The organism is Bordetella pseudohinzii (assembly GCF_000657795.2).
GTDB classification, from domain to species: domain Bacteria; phylum Pseudomonadota; class Gammaproteobacteria; order Burkholderiales; family Burkholderiaceae_B; genus Bordetella; species Bordetella pseudohinzii.
Genome location: NZ_JHEP02000004.1, coordinates 191350 through 211308 on the forward strand (window position 1 = coordinate 191350; position 19959 = coordinate 211308).

The window sequence follows — 19959 nt, forward strand, 5'->3', positions numbered from 1 at the left end:
TCGGCGCCATTGGCGGGATGGGCGCATCCGCATATGTGGATAGACGCCGAGGCCGAGATAGTCTTCGATGCGCAGGGCAGGGTGTCGGCCCTGCGCCAGACCTGGCTGTTTGACGAAATGTTCGGCGCCTATGCCACGCAAGGCCTGCCGCGCGAGGCCGATGGCGGCCTGGCGCCTGGCACGCGCCAGGGCATGGCCAAGGACTGGATGGCCGCGCTGGGCGAGCCGATATCGCATTACTTCACGCGGGTCATGCGGCAGGGGGCCACGCTGGGCTTTGCCGCGCCGCGCGACACCGAGGTGCGCTGGGACGGCAAGCGCCTGTCCCTGTCGTTCACCTTGCCGCTGGCCCAGCCGGCGGCCCCGGGGCCCGAGGGCCTGACCATCGACGTTTTCGATCCCACGTATTTCGTGGCCTATGCCTTCGATGCGCCGCAGGCCTGGCGTCTGCGCAATGCGCCGGCCAACTGCCGGCAGAGTTATCGGCCGCCCCAGGCGCTGGACTGGAAGACCATGCAGCAGCTGGCGGCCATCCCTTCCGATGTCGATACCCTGCCTGACGAGCTGTTCGCCATCACCAAGGGCCTGACGCATCGCAACGAGTTGCGCTGTCCATGAAGCGCGGGGTCTGCCTGGCCGCCTTGATGATGGCGGTCCTCTTGCTGGCGGGCGGCCCGTCCTGGGCGCAATCCCATCCCTTCGCCGTGCCCGAAAGCGTCCCGCCGGCGGGCGGCTGGCTGGCGCAATGGTTTGTCCAGGTGTCGGGCTGGCAATCGCATTTCTACCGCCAACTCACCAGCGCCGTGCGCGCCTGGCAGCAGGACGGCTCCTGGTTGCTGGTGGGACTGTCCTTTGCCTATGGCGTCTTCCATGCGCTGGGCCCGGGGCATGGCAAGGCCGTGATCTCGGCCTTCGTGCTGGCCAATCATCAAAGCGCGCGCAATGGCGCCATCCTGGCCTTGCTCTCGGCGCTGCTGCAGGCCCTGGTCGCCATCCTGATGGTGGCCCTGCTGGCGGGCGCCTTGAATGTGACCGCCCAGGTCATGAACGCCGGCACGCAGTGGCTGGAGACGGCGTCGCATGGCCTGATCGTGGCCTTGGGGGCATGGCTGCTTTGGACCAAGGCCATCCGCCCCTGGGTAGCCGCGCCGCAAGGCGTCCGGCGCCACCTGCACCATGCCGCCTGTGCTTGCGGCCATGTGCCGCCGTTGTCGCTGATGAGCGGCCGGCTGGATTGGCGCCGCGCCTGGACGGCGATCGCCGCCGTGGGCCTGCGGCCCTGCAGCGGCGCGCTCATTGTGCTGGTGTTCGCCTTGTCGCAGGGCATGTTCGGCGCGGGCATGGTGGCGGCCTTGACCATGGGTCTGGGCACGGGGTTGACCGTGGCCCTGCTGGCCATGGCGGCGGCGTGGTCGCGCCGGGCGCTGATCGCCCACCCGCGCTGGTCGCCGCGCGCGGCCGCCCGGCTGCGCTATGGCATCGAGTCGCTGGCGGCGCTGGCCGTCTTTGTGCTGGGGCTTTTGCTGCTGGGCGGGCAGATCGCGGGAGCGGGTTGAATTTGCCCTGCTTTTATTTGCCTTGTATTTGGAATGTTATATCATTCGTTCTCCAAATTGGAATGTTATAACATTTAGGAAAGAGGAATGAGGCTCTCCCGCCATGTTGCGTTGACCCTGGCATTTGCCACCCCGGCCGCCTTTGCCCAGTCAAGCGATGCGCCCGCGCTCGCGCCCATTGCGGTCTCGGCCGATCCGCTCGGGCTGGACCTGAACAGCACGGCCCTGCCGACGACCATCCTCGATGGCCAGGCGCTGGTCGAGCGCCGCCAAGGCACCCTGGGCGGCACGCTCGACGGCCTGCCGGGCGTGCACGCGGACACCTTCGGCGGCGGCGCCAGCCGGCCCGTCATCCGCGGGCAGACGGCGCCGCGGGTCAGCGTGCTTTCCGACGGCTCGCCATTGATGGACGCCTCGGCCGTTTCGCCCGATCACGCCACCACCATCGAGCCGCTGCTGGCCGACCGTATCGAGATCCTGCGCGGGCCGGCCACGCTGCGCCATGGCGGCGGCGCGATAGGCGGGGTGGTCAATGTGCTCGACAAGCGCGTGCCGACCGAAAAACCCGAAGGCGGCCTGGCGGCCGAGGCCGAGCTGCGCGGCGCCACGGGCACCAAGGAGCGCGCCGGCATCTTCGGCATCACGGGCGGCAGCGATGACTTCGTCGTGCGCGTCGAAGGCCTCAAGCGCCGCAGCAGCGACTACGAGGTGCCGGACTGGCCCGGCGGCAAGCTGGCCGGCTCCTACAGTGAGTCCACGCAGGGCTCGCTGGGCATGTCATGGATAGGGCCGCGCGGCTATGTGGGCGTGGCCTTCACGCACATCGAGAGCAAATACGGCTTGCCCGGGCACAACCACGAGTATGAGAGCTGCCACCCGCACGGCGATCACCTGCACTGCGGCGGCCACGGCCCGGGCGATGCGCACGACCACGATCATGGCGCGGAGGGCGGCATTCCCTATGTGCGGCTGCGCAGCGACCGCGTCGATCTGCGCGCCGAATACCTCGACCCGCTGCCCGGTTTCGCCAAGCTGCGCCTGCGCAGCGGCTATACCCACTACCGGCATGACGAGATCGAAGGCGGCCAGGTCGGCACGCGCTTCAAGAATGAAGGCTTCGACGCCCGCCTGGAGCTGGAGCACAAGCCCTGGATGGGTTTGCGCGGCGTGATGGGCCTGCAGACGGCTCTCAGCGATTTCCGCGCCGATGGCGAGGAGGCCTTCCTGCCACGCAGCAAGACGCGGGCCAACGGCATTTTCCTGCTCGAAGAGTACCGCCTGGCCGATTGGCGCTTCGAGGCGGGCGCGCGCCAGGATTGGCAGCGCGTCTCGCCCGTGGGCGGGCAGGAGAAGTCCAGCCTGTCGGGGACCTCGCTGTCGGCGGCGGCGATCTGGGATTTCGCGCCCCGCTACTCGCTGGCGCTGTCGGTGTCGCGCTCGCAGCGCCTGCCGTCGGCGCAGGAGCTGTATGCCGATGGCGTGCACCTGGCGACCAACACCTACGAGATCGGCAACCCCAGGCTGGGCCGCGAGACCTCGCGCAATATCGACCTGACGCTGCGCAAGCATGAGGGCGACACCACCTTCAGCCTGAGCGCTTTCCACAACCGCGTCAAAAACTATATCTACGCCAATACGCTGGATCGCTTCGAGGATTTCCGCCTGATCGAATACACGCAGCAGGACGCGGAATTCACCGGGGTGGAGGGCGAGATCAAGCATCAGTTCACGCCCATCTTCTCGGCCGGCGTGTTTGGCGATTATGTGCGCGGCAAGCTGACGGGCGGGCAGGGCGATCTGCCGCGCATTCCCGCCGCCCGCCTGGGCGCGCGCGCCAATTTCAAGTGGCAGCAATGGTCGGGCGGCGTCGAGTACGCCTATGTGTTCCGCCAGAAGGACATCGCCAGCTATGAAAGCGAGACGCCGGGCTATTCCATGGTCAATGCCGTGGTGAGCTATCGCTTCAAGGCCGCGGGGGCCCAGTATGACATCTACCTGCGGGGCAACAATCTGCTGGACAAGCTGGCCTACAACCACGCTTCTTTCCTGGCTGCCTCGGCGCCTTTGCCCGGCCGCTCGGTGCTGCTGGGCGTGCGCATGACCTACTGAAGGAGCGGCCTCAGTCCTTGCCGGCCTTGCGGTTGGCGCGCGGATGCGCCTGGTCATAGACCTTGGCCAGGTGCTGGAAGTCCAGCCGCGTGTAGACCTGGGTGGTGGCGATATTGGCGTGGCCCAGCAGTTCTTGCACGGCGCGCAGGTCCTGGGCCGATTGCAGCACATGGCTGGCGAAGCTGTGGCGCAGCACATGGGGATGCACATGCGCGGGCACGCCCGCGGCCTGGGCCAGCCGGGCCAGCTGCTGCTGGACCACGCGCGGCGAGATGCGCGCGCCGCGCGCGCCCAGGAAGAGCGCATGCAGATCGGCGGGCGGGGTCGCGGGCGCCAGCAGGGCGGCCCGCGCCGCCAGCCATTTGTCCAGGGCGGCCAGCGCGGCGGCGCCCACGGGCACGGTGCGGCGCTTGCCGCCCTTGCCCAGCACCACGACCTCGGCCTCGGCCCGGTTGAGCCAGCCGCGCGGCTCCGCGCCCGCCTGGCGCTGGTAGTGGGTATCCAGGCCCACCAGTTCCGACAGGCGCAGGCCGCTGGAATAAAACAGTTCGAACATGGCGTGATCGCGCAGGCCGGCCGGATCCGTGGCCAGGCGGGCTGGCGCGTGGTCCAGCAGGGCCTGGGCCTGGTCTACCGAGAGGGCCTTGGGCAGGGAGCGCGGCGCCTTGGGGGCGCGCACACCCGCCACGGGATTGCTCGACAGCCCCTGTTGCGGGGCCCACCAATGATAAAAGCCGCGCCAGGCCGCCAGCCGGCGGGCCAGGCTGCGCGGGCCCAGCCCTTGCGCATGCAGGCGCGCGACCGCCTGGCGTATATGTCCGGTGGACAGGGCGTCCAACGGCAGGCCGGCCTGCCGCGCGAGTTCGGCCAGGGAGGCGAGATCGCGGCGGTAGGCGGCGATCGTGTGCGCGGCGTAGCGTCTTTGGGTCTGCAGATGCCGCAGCCAGGCTTCAAGCGGCTCGGCGTGGGCATCCTGGCTCATGGGCCGGCTCAGGCCAGGCGCTGCAGCACGGCCGACGCCAGGCGGCCGATGGTCTCAAGAAACGCCGTGCCCATCTCGGGCGTGAAGCGGCTGGCGTCGTCCGAGCCCAGGATCAGCAAGCCGACGCTGGGGGCATCGGGCTGCGGCCGCAGCGCCACCAGGGCCAGGGACTTGGGCGTGCCGTCCAGCCAGCGCACCGCCTCGAAGCCGGTGTCGTTGCCGCAATAAGGCGTTTTCAGGCTGTCGGCGAAGGTGCGGACGTCATCGGAGACGGCGGCGCCATAGCCGTGTTCGCCATCGCCGGCCACGCCGGGCAGATTCCACAGCCGCAGGCCGGCGTGGTCCAGCTTGAACTGTTCGGCCAGGCCCAGGGCGATTTCGCCCGGGATGCGCCCCGGGTCGGTTTCGCGCAGCAGGCGCTCCGACCAGGCCGTCACCTGTTGGCTGATGGTTTCGTTCTCGCCGGCATTGCGCACCAGTTCGTTCAGGCGCCATTCGAGGCTGCGGTTGCGCTCGCGCAGGGTGAGGATCTGGCGCTCGGCCAGCGAGATCGCGCGTCCGCCATGCGGGTTGGGCACATGCAGGGTGGCGAACACCGCCGCATGCTCGTCGAAGAACGAGGGATGTTCCTGGAGAAAATGCGCGATGTCTTGCGCGCTCGGATCAATGGTGGTCATGTCGCCTTGATGGATGCGGCGCGCTTAGCGGTTCAGCGCCATGGAAAAGACCAGTTTGTCGATATCGATCTGGCCATGGAAGACGGACTCGGCCGGGCCGGTCATGCGCAGCTGCGCGCCGTCCCAGGCGATGGTCAGCACGCCGCCCCGGGTCTGCACGCGCACGGGGCTGTCGAGCAGACCGCGGCGGATGCCGGCGGCCACGGCGGCACAGGCGCCGGTGCCGCAGGCCAGGGTTTCGCCCGCGCCGCGCTCGTAGACGCGCAGGCGGATCGCGTGGCGGTCCACGACCTGCATGAAGCCGGCATTGACGCGGCGGGCGAAGCGGGCGTGCGATTCGATCTGCGGGCCGAGCCTGGCGACCGGCGCCTGGTCCACGTCGGCCACCACCTGCACGGCGTGCGGATTGGAGATGGCCACGGCGGAGATTTCGACCTCGCCATCGTCCAGCGGCAGGATGTAGAGCGTGTCCTGGCCTTGCTGGCGCTGGGCCAGGCCGCTGGCGTCGAAGGGCAGGGCGGCGGGGTCGAAGCGGGTGGAGCCCATGTCCACGGTGACTTGTTCGTCGTCGCCCTCGTCGAGCACGATGACGCCGCTCACGATCTCGGCGCGCAGGGGATTCTTGTCGCTGAGCCCCTGCTCATGAACGAAGCGCACGAAGCAGCGCGCGCCATTGCCGCAGTGCTCGACCTCGCTGCCGTCATTGTTGAAGATGCGATAGCGGAAATCGGCATCCGGGCGCGTGGCGGGTTCGACCAGGAGGATCTGGTCGGCGCCCACGCCGAAATGCCGGTCGCCCAGGGCGCGCGCGCGCTCCGGGGTCATCTCTATGGTTTGACGCACGCCGTCGAGCACGACGAAGTCGTTGCCCGCGCCATGCATTTTGGTGAAGTTCCAGATCATGCAGGGATTATCCTCCATTCCGGTCCTTCTGGCAGCCGGGCCCTAGTACAGCTTGGGCGAGCCTTCCGGGCGCGTCTTGAAGCGGCGGTGCACCCAGTAGTACTGGCTGGGGCAGCGGCGTATCCAGCCTTCGAGTTCGCGGTTCAGGCGCGCGGTGGCGGCTTCCAGGCTGTCCTGGCCCGGGAAATCGGCCAGCGGGGGCAGCACCTCGACATGGTAGCGGCCGGTGGCCGGATCCCAGAAGTCCAGCACGGGCAGCACCGCCGCGTTCCATTTGCGCGCCAGTTGCGCCGTGGCGACCAGGGTGGCCGCCGGGACGCCGAAAAAGGGCACGAAGACCGAGCCATTGCGGCCGAAATCCATGTCCGGCAGGTAATAGACGGGCCGCGCCTCGCGGAAATGGCGGATCAGTTCGCGCACGCCCTCCTTGCGGCTCACCAGGAAGACCTCGTTAAAGCGCTGGCGCCCGGCCCGCACGATGGCGTCGACGGCCGGGTTGCGCTGCGGCGTGTACATGGTGGCGCCGCTGGGCACTTCCATGGTGAGCCGGGTGGCCGCGACGTCCAGGCCGATGAAATGCGGGGCCAGCAGGATGACCGGGCGGCCGGAGGCGGCCAGCGCGTTGACGGTCTCGGCGCCGCTGACGCTGGCCATCTCGCGGATGGCCTGGGGGCTGCCATACCAGAGCACGCCGCGGTCGACGATGGACTGGCCCAGGGCGCGGAAGTGCTCGCGGGCCCATTGTTCGCGGGTTTGCGGGCTTTCGTCGGGAAAACAGATTTCGAGGTTGCGCCGCACGATGCGGGCGCGCGACCGGGCCAGGTGCTGCGTCAGCCAACCCACGCAGGCGCCGGCGCGCTGGCGCGCGCGGGGGCTCATGCGGCCGAACCAGCGGAGCAGCCCGATCAGGGCGCGGGTCTTTATGTCGGAACTCATGTTGCGGTCGGGGCGGGCGGCGCGCCGCGCGGCGTCTTGTAGCGGTTATAGCCCCAGAGATATTGCTCGGGGCAGCGGCGGATCAGGGTTTCCATGCTGCGATTGAGCAGCGCGGCCTGGGCTTGTGGATCTTCGGGCAGCGGCTCGGGCACGCGCACGAAGTGCAGCTGCCAGCCCTGGCCGCGCGGCAGGCGCTCGGCCGCGCACAGGATGACGGGCACGCCGGTCTGCGTGGCGAGCTTGCCGGGCAGGGTCACGGTGTAGGCCATGCGCCCGAAGAAGGGCGCCCACACGCCCTCGCCCTGGCCGGGCGCCTGGTCGGGCAGCAGGCCCACCGTTTCGCCGCGGCGCAGGGCGCGCACGAATTCGCGCACGCCTTGCATCGTGGCCGGCACGGCGTGCATGGCGGAATTGTTGCGCGCCGTCTCCAACAGCGGGCCCAGGACGGCCTTGCGCGGCGGGCGGAACATGACGGTCAGCGGCATCCTGCGCGCCAGGTAGCGGGCCACGATCTCGAAGCCGCCCAGGTGGGGCGTGAGAAAGAGGATGCCGCGCTGTTCGGCCAGCGCCGTCTCGACGACCGCGGCATTGGTTTCGTCTATCCGGGCCTTGCGCAGGCTGTCGGCCTCGCGGAACCAGATCCAGGTCGATTCGAGGATCATGGCGCCGATCTCGCCGGCCGAGCGCCGGGCGAAGGCCGGGTCCGGATAGCCCGCCTGCGCGGCATTGGCGCGCAGGCGCTGGCGGTATTTCCCCGGCCAGGCATAGGCCAGCTTGCCCAGGCCCCGTCCGAGCGCCTGCAGCAGCGGCAGAGGCAGGACGGCGAGGAAGCGGAAAAAGGCGAGCAGCATGTTTCGTGATGGAAGGCGGCGCGGCAGGCCGCGGGTCCGTCCGTAAAAACGACATGACCGGCAGGGTTGCTTCGCCCGGGCGCCCATTTTCGCCTAAAATGCCCGAAGTCGCTGAGTTAACCGACAACTTGCGGAGCGACGTTGCGGCATCCGCCGCTTCAAATCCGCTAAAGCGTCGCGCCCAGATGCCCTTTGCCAGGACGATCCGGGGCGCAACGCGCCTCGTTCAACTTGAGGGCCGGCTTCCCGCCGGACATGTACGTAAGGACGCATCGTGGCTAACAACGATTTTCTCTTCACCTCCGAGTCCGTCTCGGAAGGCCACCCCGACAAGGTCGCGGACCAGATCTCCGACGCCATTCTCGACGCCATCTTCACGCAGGACCCCAATGCGCGCGTGGCGGCCGAGACCCTGTGCAACACGGGTCTGGTCGTGCTGGCCGGTGAAATCACCACCAGCGCCAACGTCGATTACATCCAGGTCGCGCGCGACACCATCCGCCGCATCGGCTACGACAACACCGAATACGGCATCGACTACAAGGGCTGCGCGGTGCTGGTCGCCTACGACAAGCAATCGCCCGACATCGCCCAGGGCGTGGACCGCAGCTCCGAGGACTACCTCAACCAGGGCGCTGGCGACCAGGGCCTGATGTTCGGCTACGCCTGCGACGAAACCCCCGACCTGATGCCCGCTCCCATCTGGTATGCGCACCGCCTGGTGCAGCGCCAGAGCGAGCTGCGCAAGGACGGCCGCCTGCCGTGGCTGCGCCCGGACGCCAAGTCGCAGGTCACCTTCCGCTATGTCGACGGCCGTCCGGTCGAAGTCGACACCGTGGTGCTGTCGACCCAGCATGCGCCCGAGATCTCGCAATCCTCGATCCGCGAAGCGGTGATCGAGGACATCATCAAGCCCTGCTTTCCCGATGGCCTGGTCACGCCGCAAACCAAGTTCCTGGTCAACCCGACCGGCCGCTTCGTCATCGGCGGCCCGCAGGGCGATTGCGGCCTGACCGGCCGCAAGATCATCGTCGACACCTATGGCGGCGCCTGCCCCCATGGCGGCGGCGCGTTCTCGGGCAAGGATCCGTCCAAGGTGGACCGCTCGGCCGCCTATGCCGCTCGCTATGTGGCCAAGAACGTCGTGGCCGCCGGCCTGGCGCGCCAGTGCCAGGTGCAGGTGAGCTATGCCATCGGCGTGGCCGAGCCCATCAACATCACCGTCTACACCGAAGGCACGGGCGTCATCCCCGACGACCAGATCGCCAAGCTGGTGCGCGAGCACTTCGACCTGCGTCCCAAGGGCATCGTCAACATGCTGGATCTGCTGCGCCCGATCTACACCAAGACGGCCGCCTATGGCCACTTCGGTCGCTCGGAGCCGGAGTTTTCCTGGGAAGCCACCGACAAGGTCCAGGCGCTCAAGAAATCCGCCTGAGATCCCGCAAGGCAAAAAACCCTGGCAGCCCATGCCAGGGTTTTTTTTCGTCCGCGCGGCGGCCTACCAGACGGGATCGTCGGCGCCGGGCGCGCGCAGGCGGGGCGCGAAGCGTTCGGCAAGAAAATCGACCAGGGCGCGGGTCTTGGCGGGCAGGTGCAGGCGCTGCGGATACAGGGCGTAGATGTCGGCCGGAGGGGTTTGCCATTGCGGCAGGATCTGGCGCAGCCGGCCTGAGCGCAGATAGGGCATGGCTTCCCATTCGGAGCGCATCACGATGCCCTGTCCGTCCAGGGCCCATTGCAGCGCGCACTCGCCGTCGTTGGCGCTCAGGGGGCCGCGCACCTTGATGGTCTCGCTGCGCTGGCCGGCCCGCAGATGCCAGGTGCCATAGGCCAGTTCGCTTTCGCGGATGACGATGCAGCGGTGGCGCGGCAGCTCGGCCGGCGCGCGCGGCTCGCCATGGCGGCTGAGATAGGCCGGCGCCGCGCATAGCAGGCGCCGGTTGGAGGCCAGCTTGCGCGCGGTGAGCCGCGCATCGGGTATCTCGCCAAAACGCAGCGCCAGGTCAAAGCCGTCTTCCAGCAGGTTGGCGCCGCGGTCGCTCAGATGCAGTTGCACCTCCACGTCGGGGTAGCGGTTGGCGAAGGCCGAGATGGCTGGTGCCACATGGGCGCGGCCGAAGCCGAACGTGGCGTTCACGCGCAGCAGGCCCTGGGGCTGCTCGCGCGTATTGGTCACGCGCCGCTCCAGCGAGTCCAGGTCGGCCAGGATGCGGGCGCCCTCGGCCAGGTAGAGCTCGCCTTCCTGGGTGACATGCATGCGGCGCGTGGTGCGGTTGAGCAGCCGCACGCCCAGCCGGCGCTCCAGATTGGCCAGGCGCGTGCTGACCGCGGCCGGCGTGATGCCGAGCTCGCGCGCCGCCGCCGACAGATTGCCCTGCCTGACCAGGAGGCCGAAGAAGGCCAGATCGGAGATGGCGTCCATGGATTATTAAATCAAATTTAATAAAGGTTTTAAATCACGTTAATTATATGTTTTAACTTGGTATTTACACTGACAGGGTCACGACAACGGCCGCGTTCGACGGCCCATAACAGGAGACAGACACCATGCATGCTTCTTCCGTGCTTGCCGCCCTTGCGGCCCGATGGGGCTGTTGCCTGGCCCTGGTGGCCTCGCCCGCCCTGGCCCAGGACTTCCCCAGCCGCCCGATCACGCTGGTGGCGCCCTTCGCGCCCGGCGGCAGCGTGGATATCGCCGCGCGCCTGGTGGCCGATGCCTGGGGCAAGGCCCTGGGCCAGTCCATCGTGGTCGAGAACAAGGCCGGTGCGTCGGGCAATATCGGCATGGCGGCCGTGGCGCGGGCCAAGCCGGACGGCTATACGCTGGCGGTCAACACCATGTCGCTGGCCATCAATCCGGCGCTGTTCTCCGCCATGCCCTTCGATACCGAAAAGGACTTGCGCTCGGTGGGCACCATTGGCACGTCGCAGCATGTGCTGACGGTCAACAAGGACCTGCCCGTGCATGACGTCAAGGAGCTGCTGGCCTATGTGCGCGCCCGGCCGGCCAATGCGCTGAGCTTCGGCTCGGCAGGGACGGGCAGCACCTTTCACATGGCCGCCGAGCTGTTCAAATCGGTATCGAATACGCAGATCATGCATGTGCCCTACAAGGGCGGCGGCCCGGCCATGCTGGACACCATCAGCGGCCAGGTGCAGATGAGTTTTCCGGTGCTGTCGGCCGCCAAGCCCCAGGTCGACGGCGGCAAGCTGCGCGCCCTGGGCGTGACCGGCGCCAAGCGTTCGGCACTCTTGCCGGATGTGCCCACGGTGGCCGAGTCCGGCCTGCCCGACTATGTCTTTGAAACCTGGTTCGTGATCAGCGCGCCGGCGGGCACGCCCGACGCGGTGGTGCAGCGCCTGAACGCCACGCTGGCCGAGGCGCTGCGTTCGCCCGCGATCAGCGCGCGCATGAGCCGCGAGGGTTTCGATCCCTTGATTTCCACCCCCCAGCAGACCGACGCCATGGTGGCCTCCGAGGTCAAACGCTGGGCCGGTATCGTGAAAACGGCGGGCATCTCCGCCAATTGATGACGCGCCGGCATCTCGCCGGCCAGAGGGTTTTTTCATGCCAGGCCTGACGCTCTACGACAAACTGGTGCAAAGCCATGTGGTCGAGACCTTGGACGAGGAGCATGTGCTGCTCTACGTCGATCTGCACATCATGAACGAATACACCAGCCCGCAGGCCTTCAGCGGCCTGGCGGCCAGGGGGCGGCAGGTGCTGCGTCCCGGGCAGCAGATGGCCGTGGTCGATCATGTCATCCCCACGCACCCCGTGCCCAGCGAGGCGCGCGTGATCGCCCAGCCCGACGCGGCCTTGCAGGCGCGCAATCTCAAGCGCAATTGCGACAGCCAGGGTATCGCCCTGTTCGATACGCGGGACCCCCTGCAGGGCATCGAGCATGTGATCGCGCCGGAGCACGGCATGATCCTGCCGGGCATGGTGGTCCTGTGCGGCGACAGCCACACGACCACTTACGGCGCCCTGGGCGCGCTCGGTTTCGGCATCGGCACCTCCGAGGTCGAGCACATCCTGGCCACGCAGACCCTGGTCTATCGCCTGGCGCGCACCATGCGCATCCGCATCGATGGCGAGCTGGGCGCCGGCGTGTCGGCCAAGGACTTGGTGATTTTCCTGGTGCACCGCCTGGGCGCGCAGGGCGCGCGCGGCTATGCCGTGGAATTGTGCGGCGGCACGATCGCCGCGCTGTCGGCCGAGGGCCGCATGACGGTGTGCAACATGATGGTGGAGGCCGGCGCGCGCGCGGCCCTGATCGCGCCGGATGCCATCACCGAGGCCTATGTGCGCGAGCATGCGCCGCAGCTGCGCCCGCACTGGCAGGCTGCGCGCGCGCACTGGGCCACGCTGCGCAGCGACGAGGACGCCTGTTTCGACGTGGAGCATGGCTTTGACGCGCGCGAGATCGCGCCCTATGTGACCTGGGGCACCAGTCCCGACCAGGCCGTGCCGGTGGATGCGCCGGTGCCGTCGCTCGACGGCCTGGACGCGCTGGCCCGCGAGGCGGCCGTCCAGGCGCTGGCCTATATCGGCCTGGCGCCCGGCGCGCGCCTGGAGGGCCTGCCGATAGACCGGGTTTTCATCGGCTCATGCACCAATGCGCGCATCGAGGACCTGCGCGTGGTGGCCGGGGTGGCGCGGGGCCGCCGCGTGGCGCCGGGCGTGCGCGCCATGGTGGTCCCCGGTTCGGGAGCCGTGCGGGACCAGGCCGAGGCCGAGGGGCTGGCGCGGATTCTCATCGAGGCGGGTTTCGAGTGGCGTCAGCCCGGCTGCTCCATGTGCCTGGCCATGAACGACGATGTGCTGCGTCCGGCCGAGCGCTGCGCATCGACCACCAACCGCAATTTCGAGGGCCGCCAGGGCCGCGGCGGCCGGACGCATTTGATGAGCCCGGCCATGGCCGCCGCGGCCGCGCTGGCCGGCCATATCGTGGACATCCGCCAGGAGATCCGGGCATGAACGCCAACGCCATTCTGAGCGGCATCGCCGCGCCCTTGCCCTACAGCAACCTCGACACCGACCAGATCATGCCCAAGCAGTTTTTGCGCATCATCGACAAGGCCGGCCTGGACCGGGGGCTGTTCTACGATCTGCGCTTTGACGCCGAGGGCCGGCCGCGTCCCGATTGCGTCCTGAACCAGCCCGGCTATGCGGACGCCCGCTTTCTGGTGGCGGGCCCCAACTTCGGCTGCGGGTCCAGCCGCGAGCATGCCGTATGGGGTTTGCAGCAGTTCGGCATCCGCGCCGTGATCGCGCCCAGCTTCGGCGAGATCTTCTTCTCCAACGCCATGAACAACGGCCTGTTGCTGGTGACCTTGCCCGAGGAAGAGACCCAGGCGCTTTTGCGCCGCATCGCCGATCCGGCGCGGGCCGCGCTGACCGTGGACGCGGCGGCGGGCCGGCTGTATGACGCCGGGGGCAGGGGTTACGATTTCACTTTGTCGCCGCGTCACCGGCTGCGTTTTGTCGAGGGCCTGGATATGGTGGCCGCGTCTTTGCGGCAGCTGGACGCGGTGGCGCGTTTCGAGGCGCGGCACTGGCGGCGCCTGCCCTGGATGAAGGATGTGGCGCGCGAGGTTCGCCAGCGCCTGGATAGACAAGGACAGCATGGTGAGTGAGGACGCCTTTTTCGAAGTGCCGCTGCGGCGCATCGCCGTGGGCGATATTGCCCTGGCCGCCCGCGTGGCGGGCCAGGGGCCGGCCTTGCTCTTGCTGCATGGCCATCCCCAGACGCAGGCGATCTGGCATCGCCTCTGGCCCGCGCTTACGCGCCGCTTCACCTGCGTGGCGGCCGATTTGCGCGGCTATGGCGACAGCGATAAACCGGCCGCCAGCCCCGATCATGGCGCGCACGCCAAGCGCGTGATGGCCGCCGACATGCTGGCCTTGATGCAGGCGCTGGGGCTGCCCCGGTTCTCGGTGCTGGCCCACGACCGGGGCGCGCGCGTGGCGCATCGCCTGGGCCTGGATCATCCGGAACACGTCCAGCGCATGATGCTGCTGGATATCGCGCCCACGCTCGATATGTACGAAGGCACGACCCGGGCCTTCGCCCAGGCCTATTACCACTGGTTTTGGCTGATACAGCCGGCGCCCTTGCCCGAGACCATGATTGCCCGCGACCCGGCGTTCTACGTCCGCGGCGTCATGGGCGGGCGGCCCGGAGGCCTGGCGCATTTCGCGCCGCGGGCCCTGGCCGAGTACGAGCGCTGCGCGCGCCTGCCCGGCTGGGCAACCGGCGTCTGCGAGGACTACCGCGCCTCGGCCACGATCGATCTGGAGCATGACCGCGCGTCGCGCCAGGCCGGCCAGCGCCTCGCCATGCCCCTGCGCGTGCTGTGGGGCGAACGCGGCGCGGTCGGACGCAATTTCGATGTCCTGGGGCTTTGGCGCGCGGTGGCCGCCCAGGTCGATGGCCGGGCCATCGACGCGGCCCATTATCTGCCCGAGGAGGCGCCCGGCGCGGTGCTGGAAGAGGCGCTGGCCTTCCTGGCCGGCGGGCAATCGCCGGCCGCCGATAGGGCTATGCAAAAAGGGACGCAGGCCGGGTGCTAAGCTTGCGCCCATGAGCAGCCGTGAAGACCCCATAGAACCCGCCGCGAGCGGCGCATTCGCCGCCAGCGACTCCCCTTGCGTGGCCGTGTGTTCCACGCTGTTCGACGACATCTGCCGGGGTTGCGGCCGCACGGCCATGGAAGTCGCCAACTGGGTCTTCATGAGCGACGACGAAAAACGCGAAGTCTGGGCGCGCATCCGCGCCCAGGGCTATCCGCGGCGCAATAGCTGAGGCCGGCCGGCCCTGTCTTTGCCCTGTCATACGCGGCGGGCCTAATCGACCCCATTGTCTCCATGGGGCCCTCCATGCGTATCGCGCTCGTGACGGATGCCTGGCATCCGCAGGTCAATGGCGTTGTCCGGACCTGGACCGCCATGTGCCGTTTGTTGGCCGAGTGGGGCCATGAGATCCGTATCATCAGCCCCGAGGGCAGCCGCACGGTGCCCGCGCCGTCCGAACCCGAGCTGCGCCTGTGCCTGACGCCGGGGCGCCAGCTGCGGCGTCTGCTGGGCGACTGGGTGCCCGAGGCCCTGCATATCGCCACCGAAGGGCCGCTGGGCCTGGCCGCGCGCCGCATGGCGCTCAAGCGGGGATGGCGGTTCACGACCTCTTTCCACACCCTGTTTCCGGACTATCTGCAGGCGCGCATGGGCATCCCCGCCGGGCTGCCCTGGCGCTATATGCGCTGGTTCCACCGGCCGTCGCAGCGCGTGCTGGTGCCCACCCCCACCGTGGCCGGCATCGTGGCCGCGCGCGGCATCGGCCGCCTGAAGACCTGGTCGCGGGGCGTGGACGCCAGGCATTTCCAGCCGGTGGCCTCCGATGTCCTGGCGCATCTGCCGCGCCCCATCTGGCTGTCGGTGGGCCGCGTGGCCCGGGAGAAGAATCTGGACGCCTTTCTGTGCCTGGATCTGCCGGGCAGCAAGGTGGTCGCCGGCGCGGGGCCGGACCTGGCCCGTCTGCGCCGCCGGTTTCCGCAAGCGCATTTCCTGGGCGGGCAGGGCGATGCCCAGCTGCCCGCGCTCTATAGCGCGGCCGATGTGTTTGTCTTTCCCAGCCTGACCGATACCTTCGGCCTGGTGATGCTGGAGGCCATGGCCTGCGGCACGCCGGTGGCGGCATTCCGCAGCGAGGCGCCGATGGCGGTGGTGCGCGAGGGCGTCACGGGGGCGCTGGACAAGGACCTGGGGCGCGCCTGCCTGGCCGCGCGCCAGCTGGACCGGCGCGCCGTGCGCCAATGGGCCTTGACGCGCGGTTGGGACGCCATCGCCCAGGACCTGCTCTCGGCCCTGGTGCCCATCGATGATCCGGCCCCCGAAAGCACGCCCAAGCAGGCGTTGGGCGTCTGATCCGATTGGCGGGGGTTTTCGCCGGCTTGGCCGACCCGCTACAATGCCGCCTATCCCTGAGGAGCGCTGCGACGAAAGCCGGACACAACGGCTCGCCAGGCTCAGGAATCCTTGTCCAGGCGCCGCGCCCCGCGCGACGCCCATGCAACGGCGCTCACCTTAGCTGCTAGGCCGGCAAGGTGGCGGCGCCGTGTTTTCATGGTTCTTCACGCCGGCCGGCCCAGTGTGCGCCGTTCATTTTTACGTGGAGATCTACACCGTGAACGCAGTGTCTGACAAAGCCTTTTCCGATTACATCGTCGCCGACATGGGTCTGGCCGGCTGGGGCCGCCGCGAGCTGGCCATCGCCGAAACCGAGATGCCCGGCCTGATGGCCATCCGCGAAGAGTACGCCGCCACCCAGCCGCTCAAGGGCGCGCGCATCGCCGGCAGCCTGCACATGACCATCCAGACCGGCGTGCTGATCGAAACGCTGGTGGCCCTGGGCGCCGAAGTGCGCTGGGCATCGTGCAACATCTTCTCGACCCAGGACCACGCCGCGGCCGCCATCGCCGCCACCGGCACCCCCGTCTTCGCCATCAAGGGCGAGACCCTGGAAGAGTACTGGCAATACACCCACAAGATCTTCGAGTGGCCGCAAGACCGCCACGCCAACATGATCCTCGATGACGGCGGCGACGCCACGCTGCTGCTGCACCTGGGCACCAAGGCCGAGGCCGACATCTCGGTGCTGGACAAGCCCGGCAGCGAAGAAGAGCGCGTGCTGTTCGCCGCCATCAAGGAAACCCTGGCGCGCGATCCCAAGTGGTATTCGACCCGCCTGGCCCAGATCAAGGGCGTGACCGAAGAAACCACCACCGGCGTGCACCGCCTCTACCAGATGTCGCAAAAGGGCGAGCTGGCCTTTGCCGCCATCAACGTCAACGACTCGGTCACCAAGTCCAAGTTCGACAACCTCTACGGCTGCCGCGAATCGCTGGTCGACGGCATCAAGCGCGCCACCGATGTGATGGTGGCCGGCAAGATCGCCGTGGTGGCCGGCTACGGCGACGTGGGCAAGGGCTGCGCCCAGGCCCTGGCCGCGCTGCGCGCCCAGGTCTGGGTGACCGAAATCGACCCGATCTGCGCCCTGCAGGCCGCGATGGAAGGCTACAAGGTCGTGACCATGGAAGAAGCCGCGCCCCACGCCGACATCTTCGTGACGGCCACGGGCAACTACCACGTGATCACCCGCGCCCACCTGGAGGCCATGAAGGATCAGGCCATCGTCTGCAACATCGGTCACTTCGACAACGAGATCGACGTCGCCGCGATCGAGAAAGATTGCCAATGGGAAGAGATCAAGCCCCAGGTCGACCACGTGATCTTCCCCGACGGCAAGCGCATCATCCTGCTGGCCAAGGGCCGTCTGGTCAACCTGGGCTGCGCCACCGGCCACCCCTCGTTCGTGATGTCCTCGTCTTTCGCCAACCAGACCATCGCCCAGATCGAGCTGTTCACGCGCAATGACAGCTACACCCGCGGCCAGGTCTATGTGCTGCCCAAGCATCTGGACGAAAAAGTCGCCCGCCTGCACCTGAAAAAGCTCGGCGCCAAGCTCACCACGCTGTCGGATGCCCAGGCCCAGTACATCGGCGTGCCGGTCCACGGCCCCTTCAAGCCGGGCCATTACCGCTACTAAGCAAGGGGATGTAGCACAATAGGGGTGGCCCGCGTGGCCGCCCTTCTTACAGGAGATCGAAATGGCATTGATTCTGGTCTGGATCCTGAACGCCGTGGCGCTGTTGGCCGTGGCCTATCTCTTGCCCGGCATCACCGTGGCCAGTTTCGGTTCGGCGCTCGTCGCCGCGCTGGTGCTGGGCCTGTTGAACATGCTGGTCAAGCCCGTCCTGGTGCTGCTGACGCTGCCCATCACCGTCGTCACGCTCGGTCTCTTCCTGATCGTCCTGAATGCCTTGTTGTTCTGGCTGGCCGGCTCCATCCTGCGCGGCTTCCAGGTCAACGGCTTCTGGTGGGCCGTGGCGGGTGCGATTCTCTACAGCATCATCGCCGGCCTGCTGTCCAAACTCATACCCTGATGACCGACTCAACCTCTCCCGCCCTCAGCCTGGAGTTTTTCCCGCCGCGCGATATCGCCGCGCAGGAAAGGCTGGTGCGCGCGGCCAAGCAGATGCTGGCCATCCAGCCGCGCTATGTCAGCGTGACCTTCGGCGCGGGCGGCTCCACGCGCGCCGGCACCGAGGAGACCGTGCGCACGCTGACCAACCTCGGTTGCGACGCGGCGCCCCATCTGTCCTGCATCGGCGCCTCGCGCGAGCAGCTGCGCGACATCCTCAACCACTATCGCGAGGCCGGCGTGCATCGCGTGGTGGCCTTGCGCGGCGACCTGCCTTCGGGCATGGGGGGCGATGCCGGCGAGCTGCGCTATGCCAGCGACCTGGTGCGTTTCATCCGCGAGGAAACCGGCGATTGGTTCCACATCGAAGTGGCCGCCTATCCCGAGATGCATCCGCAGGCCGCCAGCCCCACGGCGGATCTGGACCATTTCGTGGCCAAGGTCCGGGCCGGCGCGGATGCCGCGATCACGCAGTATTTCTTCAATGCCGACGCCTATTTCGATTTCGTCGACCGGGCGCAGGCGCGTGGCGTGGCCATCCCCATCGTGCCGGGCATCATGCCCATCACCAACTACAGCCAGCTCTCGCGTTTTTCCGAGATGTGCGGCGCCGAGCTGCCGCGCTGGATACGGCTGCGTCTGGCCGAGTTCGGCGACGACAAGGCCTCGATCCGGGCCTTCGGCGTGGACGTCGTGACCGAGCTTTGCCAGACCTTGCTCGACAACGGCGTGCCCGGCCTGCACTTCTATACCCTTAACCAGTCGGAAGCGACCCTGGGCATCTGGAAGAACCTGCAGCTCTAAGGCAAAAAAAGCGGCTCCCGCCGGGAGCCGCCCTGCCAGGCCGGCGCGGAACCTTATTGCGGTTCGATGCCGGCCTTTTTCATCATGCCGCCCCATTTGGTGGTTTCCGATTGCAGCCAGGCATGCAGGCCTTCGGGGGTCTGCTTGGCCGGCGGAACGATCACGGCGCCCAGCTCATTCATCTTGGTGGCGAAAGCGGGGTCTTTCAGCGCGATGCGCAACGCCTCGTTGATGCGGTCGATGGCCGCCTTGGGCGTGCCCTTGGGGGCATAGATGCCGTGCCAGACCATGACTTCAAAGCCCTTCAGCCCGCTTTCCTGCAGGGTCGGCGCATCGGGCAGGGCCTTGATGCGCTCCAGCGTGGTCACGCCGTAGAGCTTGACGCCGCCGCCCTTGATCTGCGGCAGCGTCTGGGTGGTCTGGTCGCACAGCACATCGACCTGGCCGCCCAGCAGCGCGCTCATGGCCGGCGCCGTGCCGGCATAGGGGATTTCCGTGAACTGCGTGCCCAGCGCATCCTGCAGCAGCGTGCCGCACAGCTGCGACACGGCGCCCGGACCGGCGTTGGCCAGGTTGATCTTGCTGCCGTTGGCGCGCGCATAGGCGATGAAGGCCGGCATGTCGTTGGGCGGCAGGCTCTTGCGGCCCATCAGCGTCATGGGCACATCGGCCACCTGGCCGACGTACTCGAAGTCCTTGAGGGGATCGTAGGGCAGTTTTTTGTAGAGCGCCGGGGCCGTCGCCATGCCGTTGTGGTGGATGAGCAGCGTGTAGCCGTCGGGATGGGCCCGCGATACGAAGGAGGGGCCCAGCGTGCCGCCCGCGCCGGTGCGGTTCTCGACCACGATGGGCTGGCCCAGCGTCTTGCTCATGGAGGCGCCCAGCGAGCGGGCCACGACATCGGTGGGGCCGCCGGCCGCGAAGGGCACGACCAGGGTCAGGGGATGCGTGGGATAGTTCTTGTCCTGCGCCTGGGCGCTCAGGGACAACAGCCCGCCCAGGGCCAGCAGGGCCGCGCGGCGGCTCATCGGGATACGCTTCATTCAGTCTCACTCCGTTGTTCTGGGTCGTCATCGCCGGCGCGCCTTGTGGGCG

The 19959-nt window shown here is 68.2% G+C and carries 20 protein-coding genes and 1 riboswitch; of the genes, 13 read left to right on the forward strand and 7 right to left on the reverse strand.

Translation table 11 applies throughout. From position 1 onward, the window contains the following. The first annotated feature begins 33 nt into the window (after window positions 1–33). The 3 genes from L540_RS07415 (at window position 34) to L540_RS07425 (ending at window position 3665) form a co-directional block, all read left to right on the forward strand. Window positions 34–618: a DUF1007 family protein gene (locus L540_RS07415; protein WP_231584754.1), complete on the forward strand. Its 585-nt coding sequence runs from the start codon at window positions 34–36 to the stop codon at window positions 616–618. Continuing rightward, window positions 615–1556 (forward strand): nickel/cobalt transporter, encoded by a 942-nt coding sequence (locus L540_RS07420; protein ID WP_043207099.1) that lies wholly within the window; start codon window positions 615–617, stop codon window positions 1554–1556. The genes L540_RS07415 and L540_RS07420 overlap by 4 nt, the downstream gene beginning before the upstream one ends. An 87-nt stretch (window positions 1557–1643) precedes the next feature. After that, window positions 1644–3665 carry a TonB-dependent receptor domain-containing protein gene (locus tag L540_RS07425; protein ID WP_043207097.1) on the forward strand — a complete coding sequence of 674 codons (2022 nt, stop codon included), beginning with the start codon at window positions 1644–1646 and terminating at the stop codon, window positions 3663–3665. Between the two features lie 10 nt (window positions 3666–3675). Here L540_RS07425 and xerC read toward each other — a convergent pair whose 3' ends face one another. From xerC to L540_RS07450, 5 genes are read right to left on the reverse strand one after another with little or no spacing between them, the layout of a single operon-like run. Then, on the reverse strand, window positions 3676–4647 hold the full coding sequence (gene xerC, locus L540_RS07430) for a tyrosine recombinase XerC (RefSeq protein WP_043207096.1): 972 nt from the start codon (window positions 4645–4647) through the stop codon (window positions 3676–3678). A gap of 8 nt (window positions 4648–4655) precedes the next feature. Beyond that, window positions 4656–5324 carry a DUF484 family protein gene (locus L540_RS07435; RefSeq protein ID WP_043207094.1) on the reverse strand — a complete coding sequence of 223 codons (669 nt, stop codon included), beginning with the start codon at window positions 5322–5324 and terminating at the stop codon, window positions 4656–4658. A gap of 24 nt (window positions 5325–5348) precedes the next feature. Continuing rightward, window positions 5349–6245: a diaminopimelate epimerase gene (gene dapF, locus L540_RS07440; protein WP_043207093.1), complete on the reverse strand. Its 897-nt coding sequence runs from the start codon at window positions 6243–6245 to the stop codon at window positions 5349–5351. Window positions 6246–6269: 24 nt separating this feature from the next. Then, window positions 6270–7163, reverse strand: coding sequence for a lysophospholipid acyltransferase family protein (locus L540_RS07445; RefSeq protein ID WP_043207091.1), 894 nt, complete (start codon window positions 7161–7163; stop codon window positions 6270–6272). Further along, window positions 7160–8014, reverse strand: a complete 855-nt coding sequence (locus tag L540_RS07450) for a lysophospholipid acyltransferase family protein (protein WP_043207089.1) — start codon at window positions 8012–8014, stop codon at window positions 7160–7162. The genes L540_RS07445 and L540_RS07450 overlap by 4 nt, the downstream gene beginning before the upstream one ends. A gap of 274 nt (window positions 8015–8288) precedes the next feature. Between L540_RS07450 and metK the strand changes: the two genes are divergently transcribed. Beyond that, window positions 8289–9452: a methionine adenosyltransferase gene (gene metK / locus L540_RS07455; RefSeq protein ID WP_043207088.1), complete on the forward strand. Its 1164-nt coding sequence runs from the start codon at window positions 8289–8291 to the stop codon at window positions 9450–9452. Window positions 9453–9515: 63 nt separating this feature from the next. On the opposite strand, the gene L540_RS07460 is transcribed toward metK, so the two are convergent. After that, on the reverse strand, window positions 9516–10439 hold the full coding sequence (locus L540_RS07460; RefSeq protein WP_043207086.1) for a LysR family transcriptional regulator: 924 nt from the start codon (window positions 10437–10439) through the stop codon (window positions 9516–9518). 125 nt (window positions 10440–10564) lie between these two features. Here L540_RS07460 and L540_RS07465 point away from each other — a divergent pair, with 125 nt between their 5' ends. The 9 genes from L540_RS07465 to metF all read left to right on the forward strand — a co-directional run bounded on the left by L540_RS07465 (window position 10565) and on the right by metF (window position 18864). Next, entirely contained in the window at window positions 10565–11548 is a 984-nt protein-coding gene (locus L540_RS07465) for a Bug family tripartite tricarboxylate transporter substrate binding protein (protein ID WP_043207084.1), read from the forward strand. Window positions 11549–11585: 37 nt separating this feature from the next. Then, window positions 11586–12998 (forward strand): 3-isopropylmalate dehydratase large subunit, encoded by a 1413-nt coding sequence (gene leuC / locus L540_RS07470; RefSeq protein WP_043207083.1) that lies wholly within the window; start codon window positions 11586–11588, stop codon window positions 12996–12998. Then, a complete protein-coding gene (leuD, locus tag L540_RS07475) occupies window positions 12995–13657 on the forward strand; it encodes a 3-isopropylmalate dehydratase small subunit (RefSeq protein ID WP_043207081.1) in 663 nt (220 codons plus the stop codon). Before leuC ends, leuD begins: the two co-directional genes overlap by 4 nt. Then, window positions 13602–14594, forward strand: coding sequence for an alpha/beta hydrolase (locus L540_RS07480; RefSeq protein ID WP_414734118.1), 993 nt, complete (start codon window positions 13602–13604; stop codon window positions 14592–14594). Before leuD ends, L540_RS07480 begins: the two co-directional genes overlap by 56 nt. A 10-nt stretch (window positions 14595–14604) precedes the next feature. Then, window positions 14605–14826, forward strand: a complete 222-nt coding sequence (locus L540_RS07485; protein ID WP_043207079.1) for a DUF1289 domain-containing protein — start codon at window positions 14605–14607, stop codon at window positions 14824–14826. A gap of 74 nt (window positions 14827–14900) precedes the next feature. Next, the gene (locus tag L540_RS07490; RefSeq protein ID WP_043207077.1) at window positions 14901–15944 is read left to right on the forward strand and encodes a glycosyltransferase family 4 protein; all 1044 of its coding nucleotides are present in this window, start codon (window positions 14901–14903) and stop codon (window positions 15942–15944) included. Between the two features lie 52 nt (window positions 15945–15996). Beyond that, a riboswitch (S-adenosyl-L-homocysteine riboswitch) is annotated at window positions 15997–16107 on the forward strand. Window positions 16108–16203: 96 nt separating this feature from the next. Next, entirely contained in the window at window positions 16204–17625 is a 1422-nt protein-coding gene (gene ahcY, locus L540_RS07495; RefSeq protein WP_043207380.1) for an adenosylhomocysteinase, read from the forward strand. Window positions 17626–17686: 61 nt separating this feature from the next. Further along, window positions 17687–18022 (forward strand): phage holin family protein, encoded by a 336-nt coding sequence (locus L540_RS07500; RefSeq protein ID WP_043207075.1) that lies wholly within the window; start codon window positions 17687–17689, stop codon window positions 18020–18022. Further along, a complete protein-coding gene (gene metF / locus L540_RS07505; RefSeq protein WP_043207073.1) occupies window positions 18022–18864 on the forward strand; it encodes a methylenetetrahydrofolate reductase [NAD(P)H] in 843 nt (280 codons plus the stop codon). The genes L540_RS07500 and metF overlap by 1 nt, the downstream gene beginning before the upstream one ends. Before the next feature lie 53 nt (window positions 18865–18917). Here the strand turns inward: metF and L540_RS07510 are convergent, their stop codons facing one another. Continuing rightward, window positions 18918–19907 carry a tripartite tricarboxylate transporter substrate-binding protein gene (locus L540_RS07510; RefSeq protein ID WP_043207071.1) on the reverse strand — a complete coding sequence of 330 codons (990 nt, stop codon included), beginning with the start codon at window positions 19905–19907 and terminating at the stop codon, window positions 18918–18920. Window positions 19908–19959: the final 52 nt, after the last annotated feature.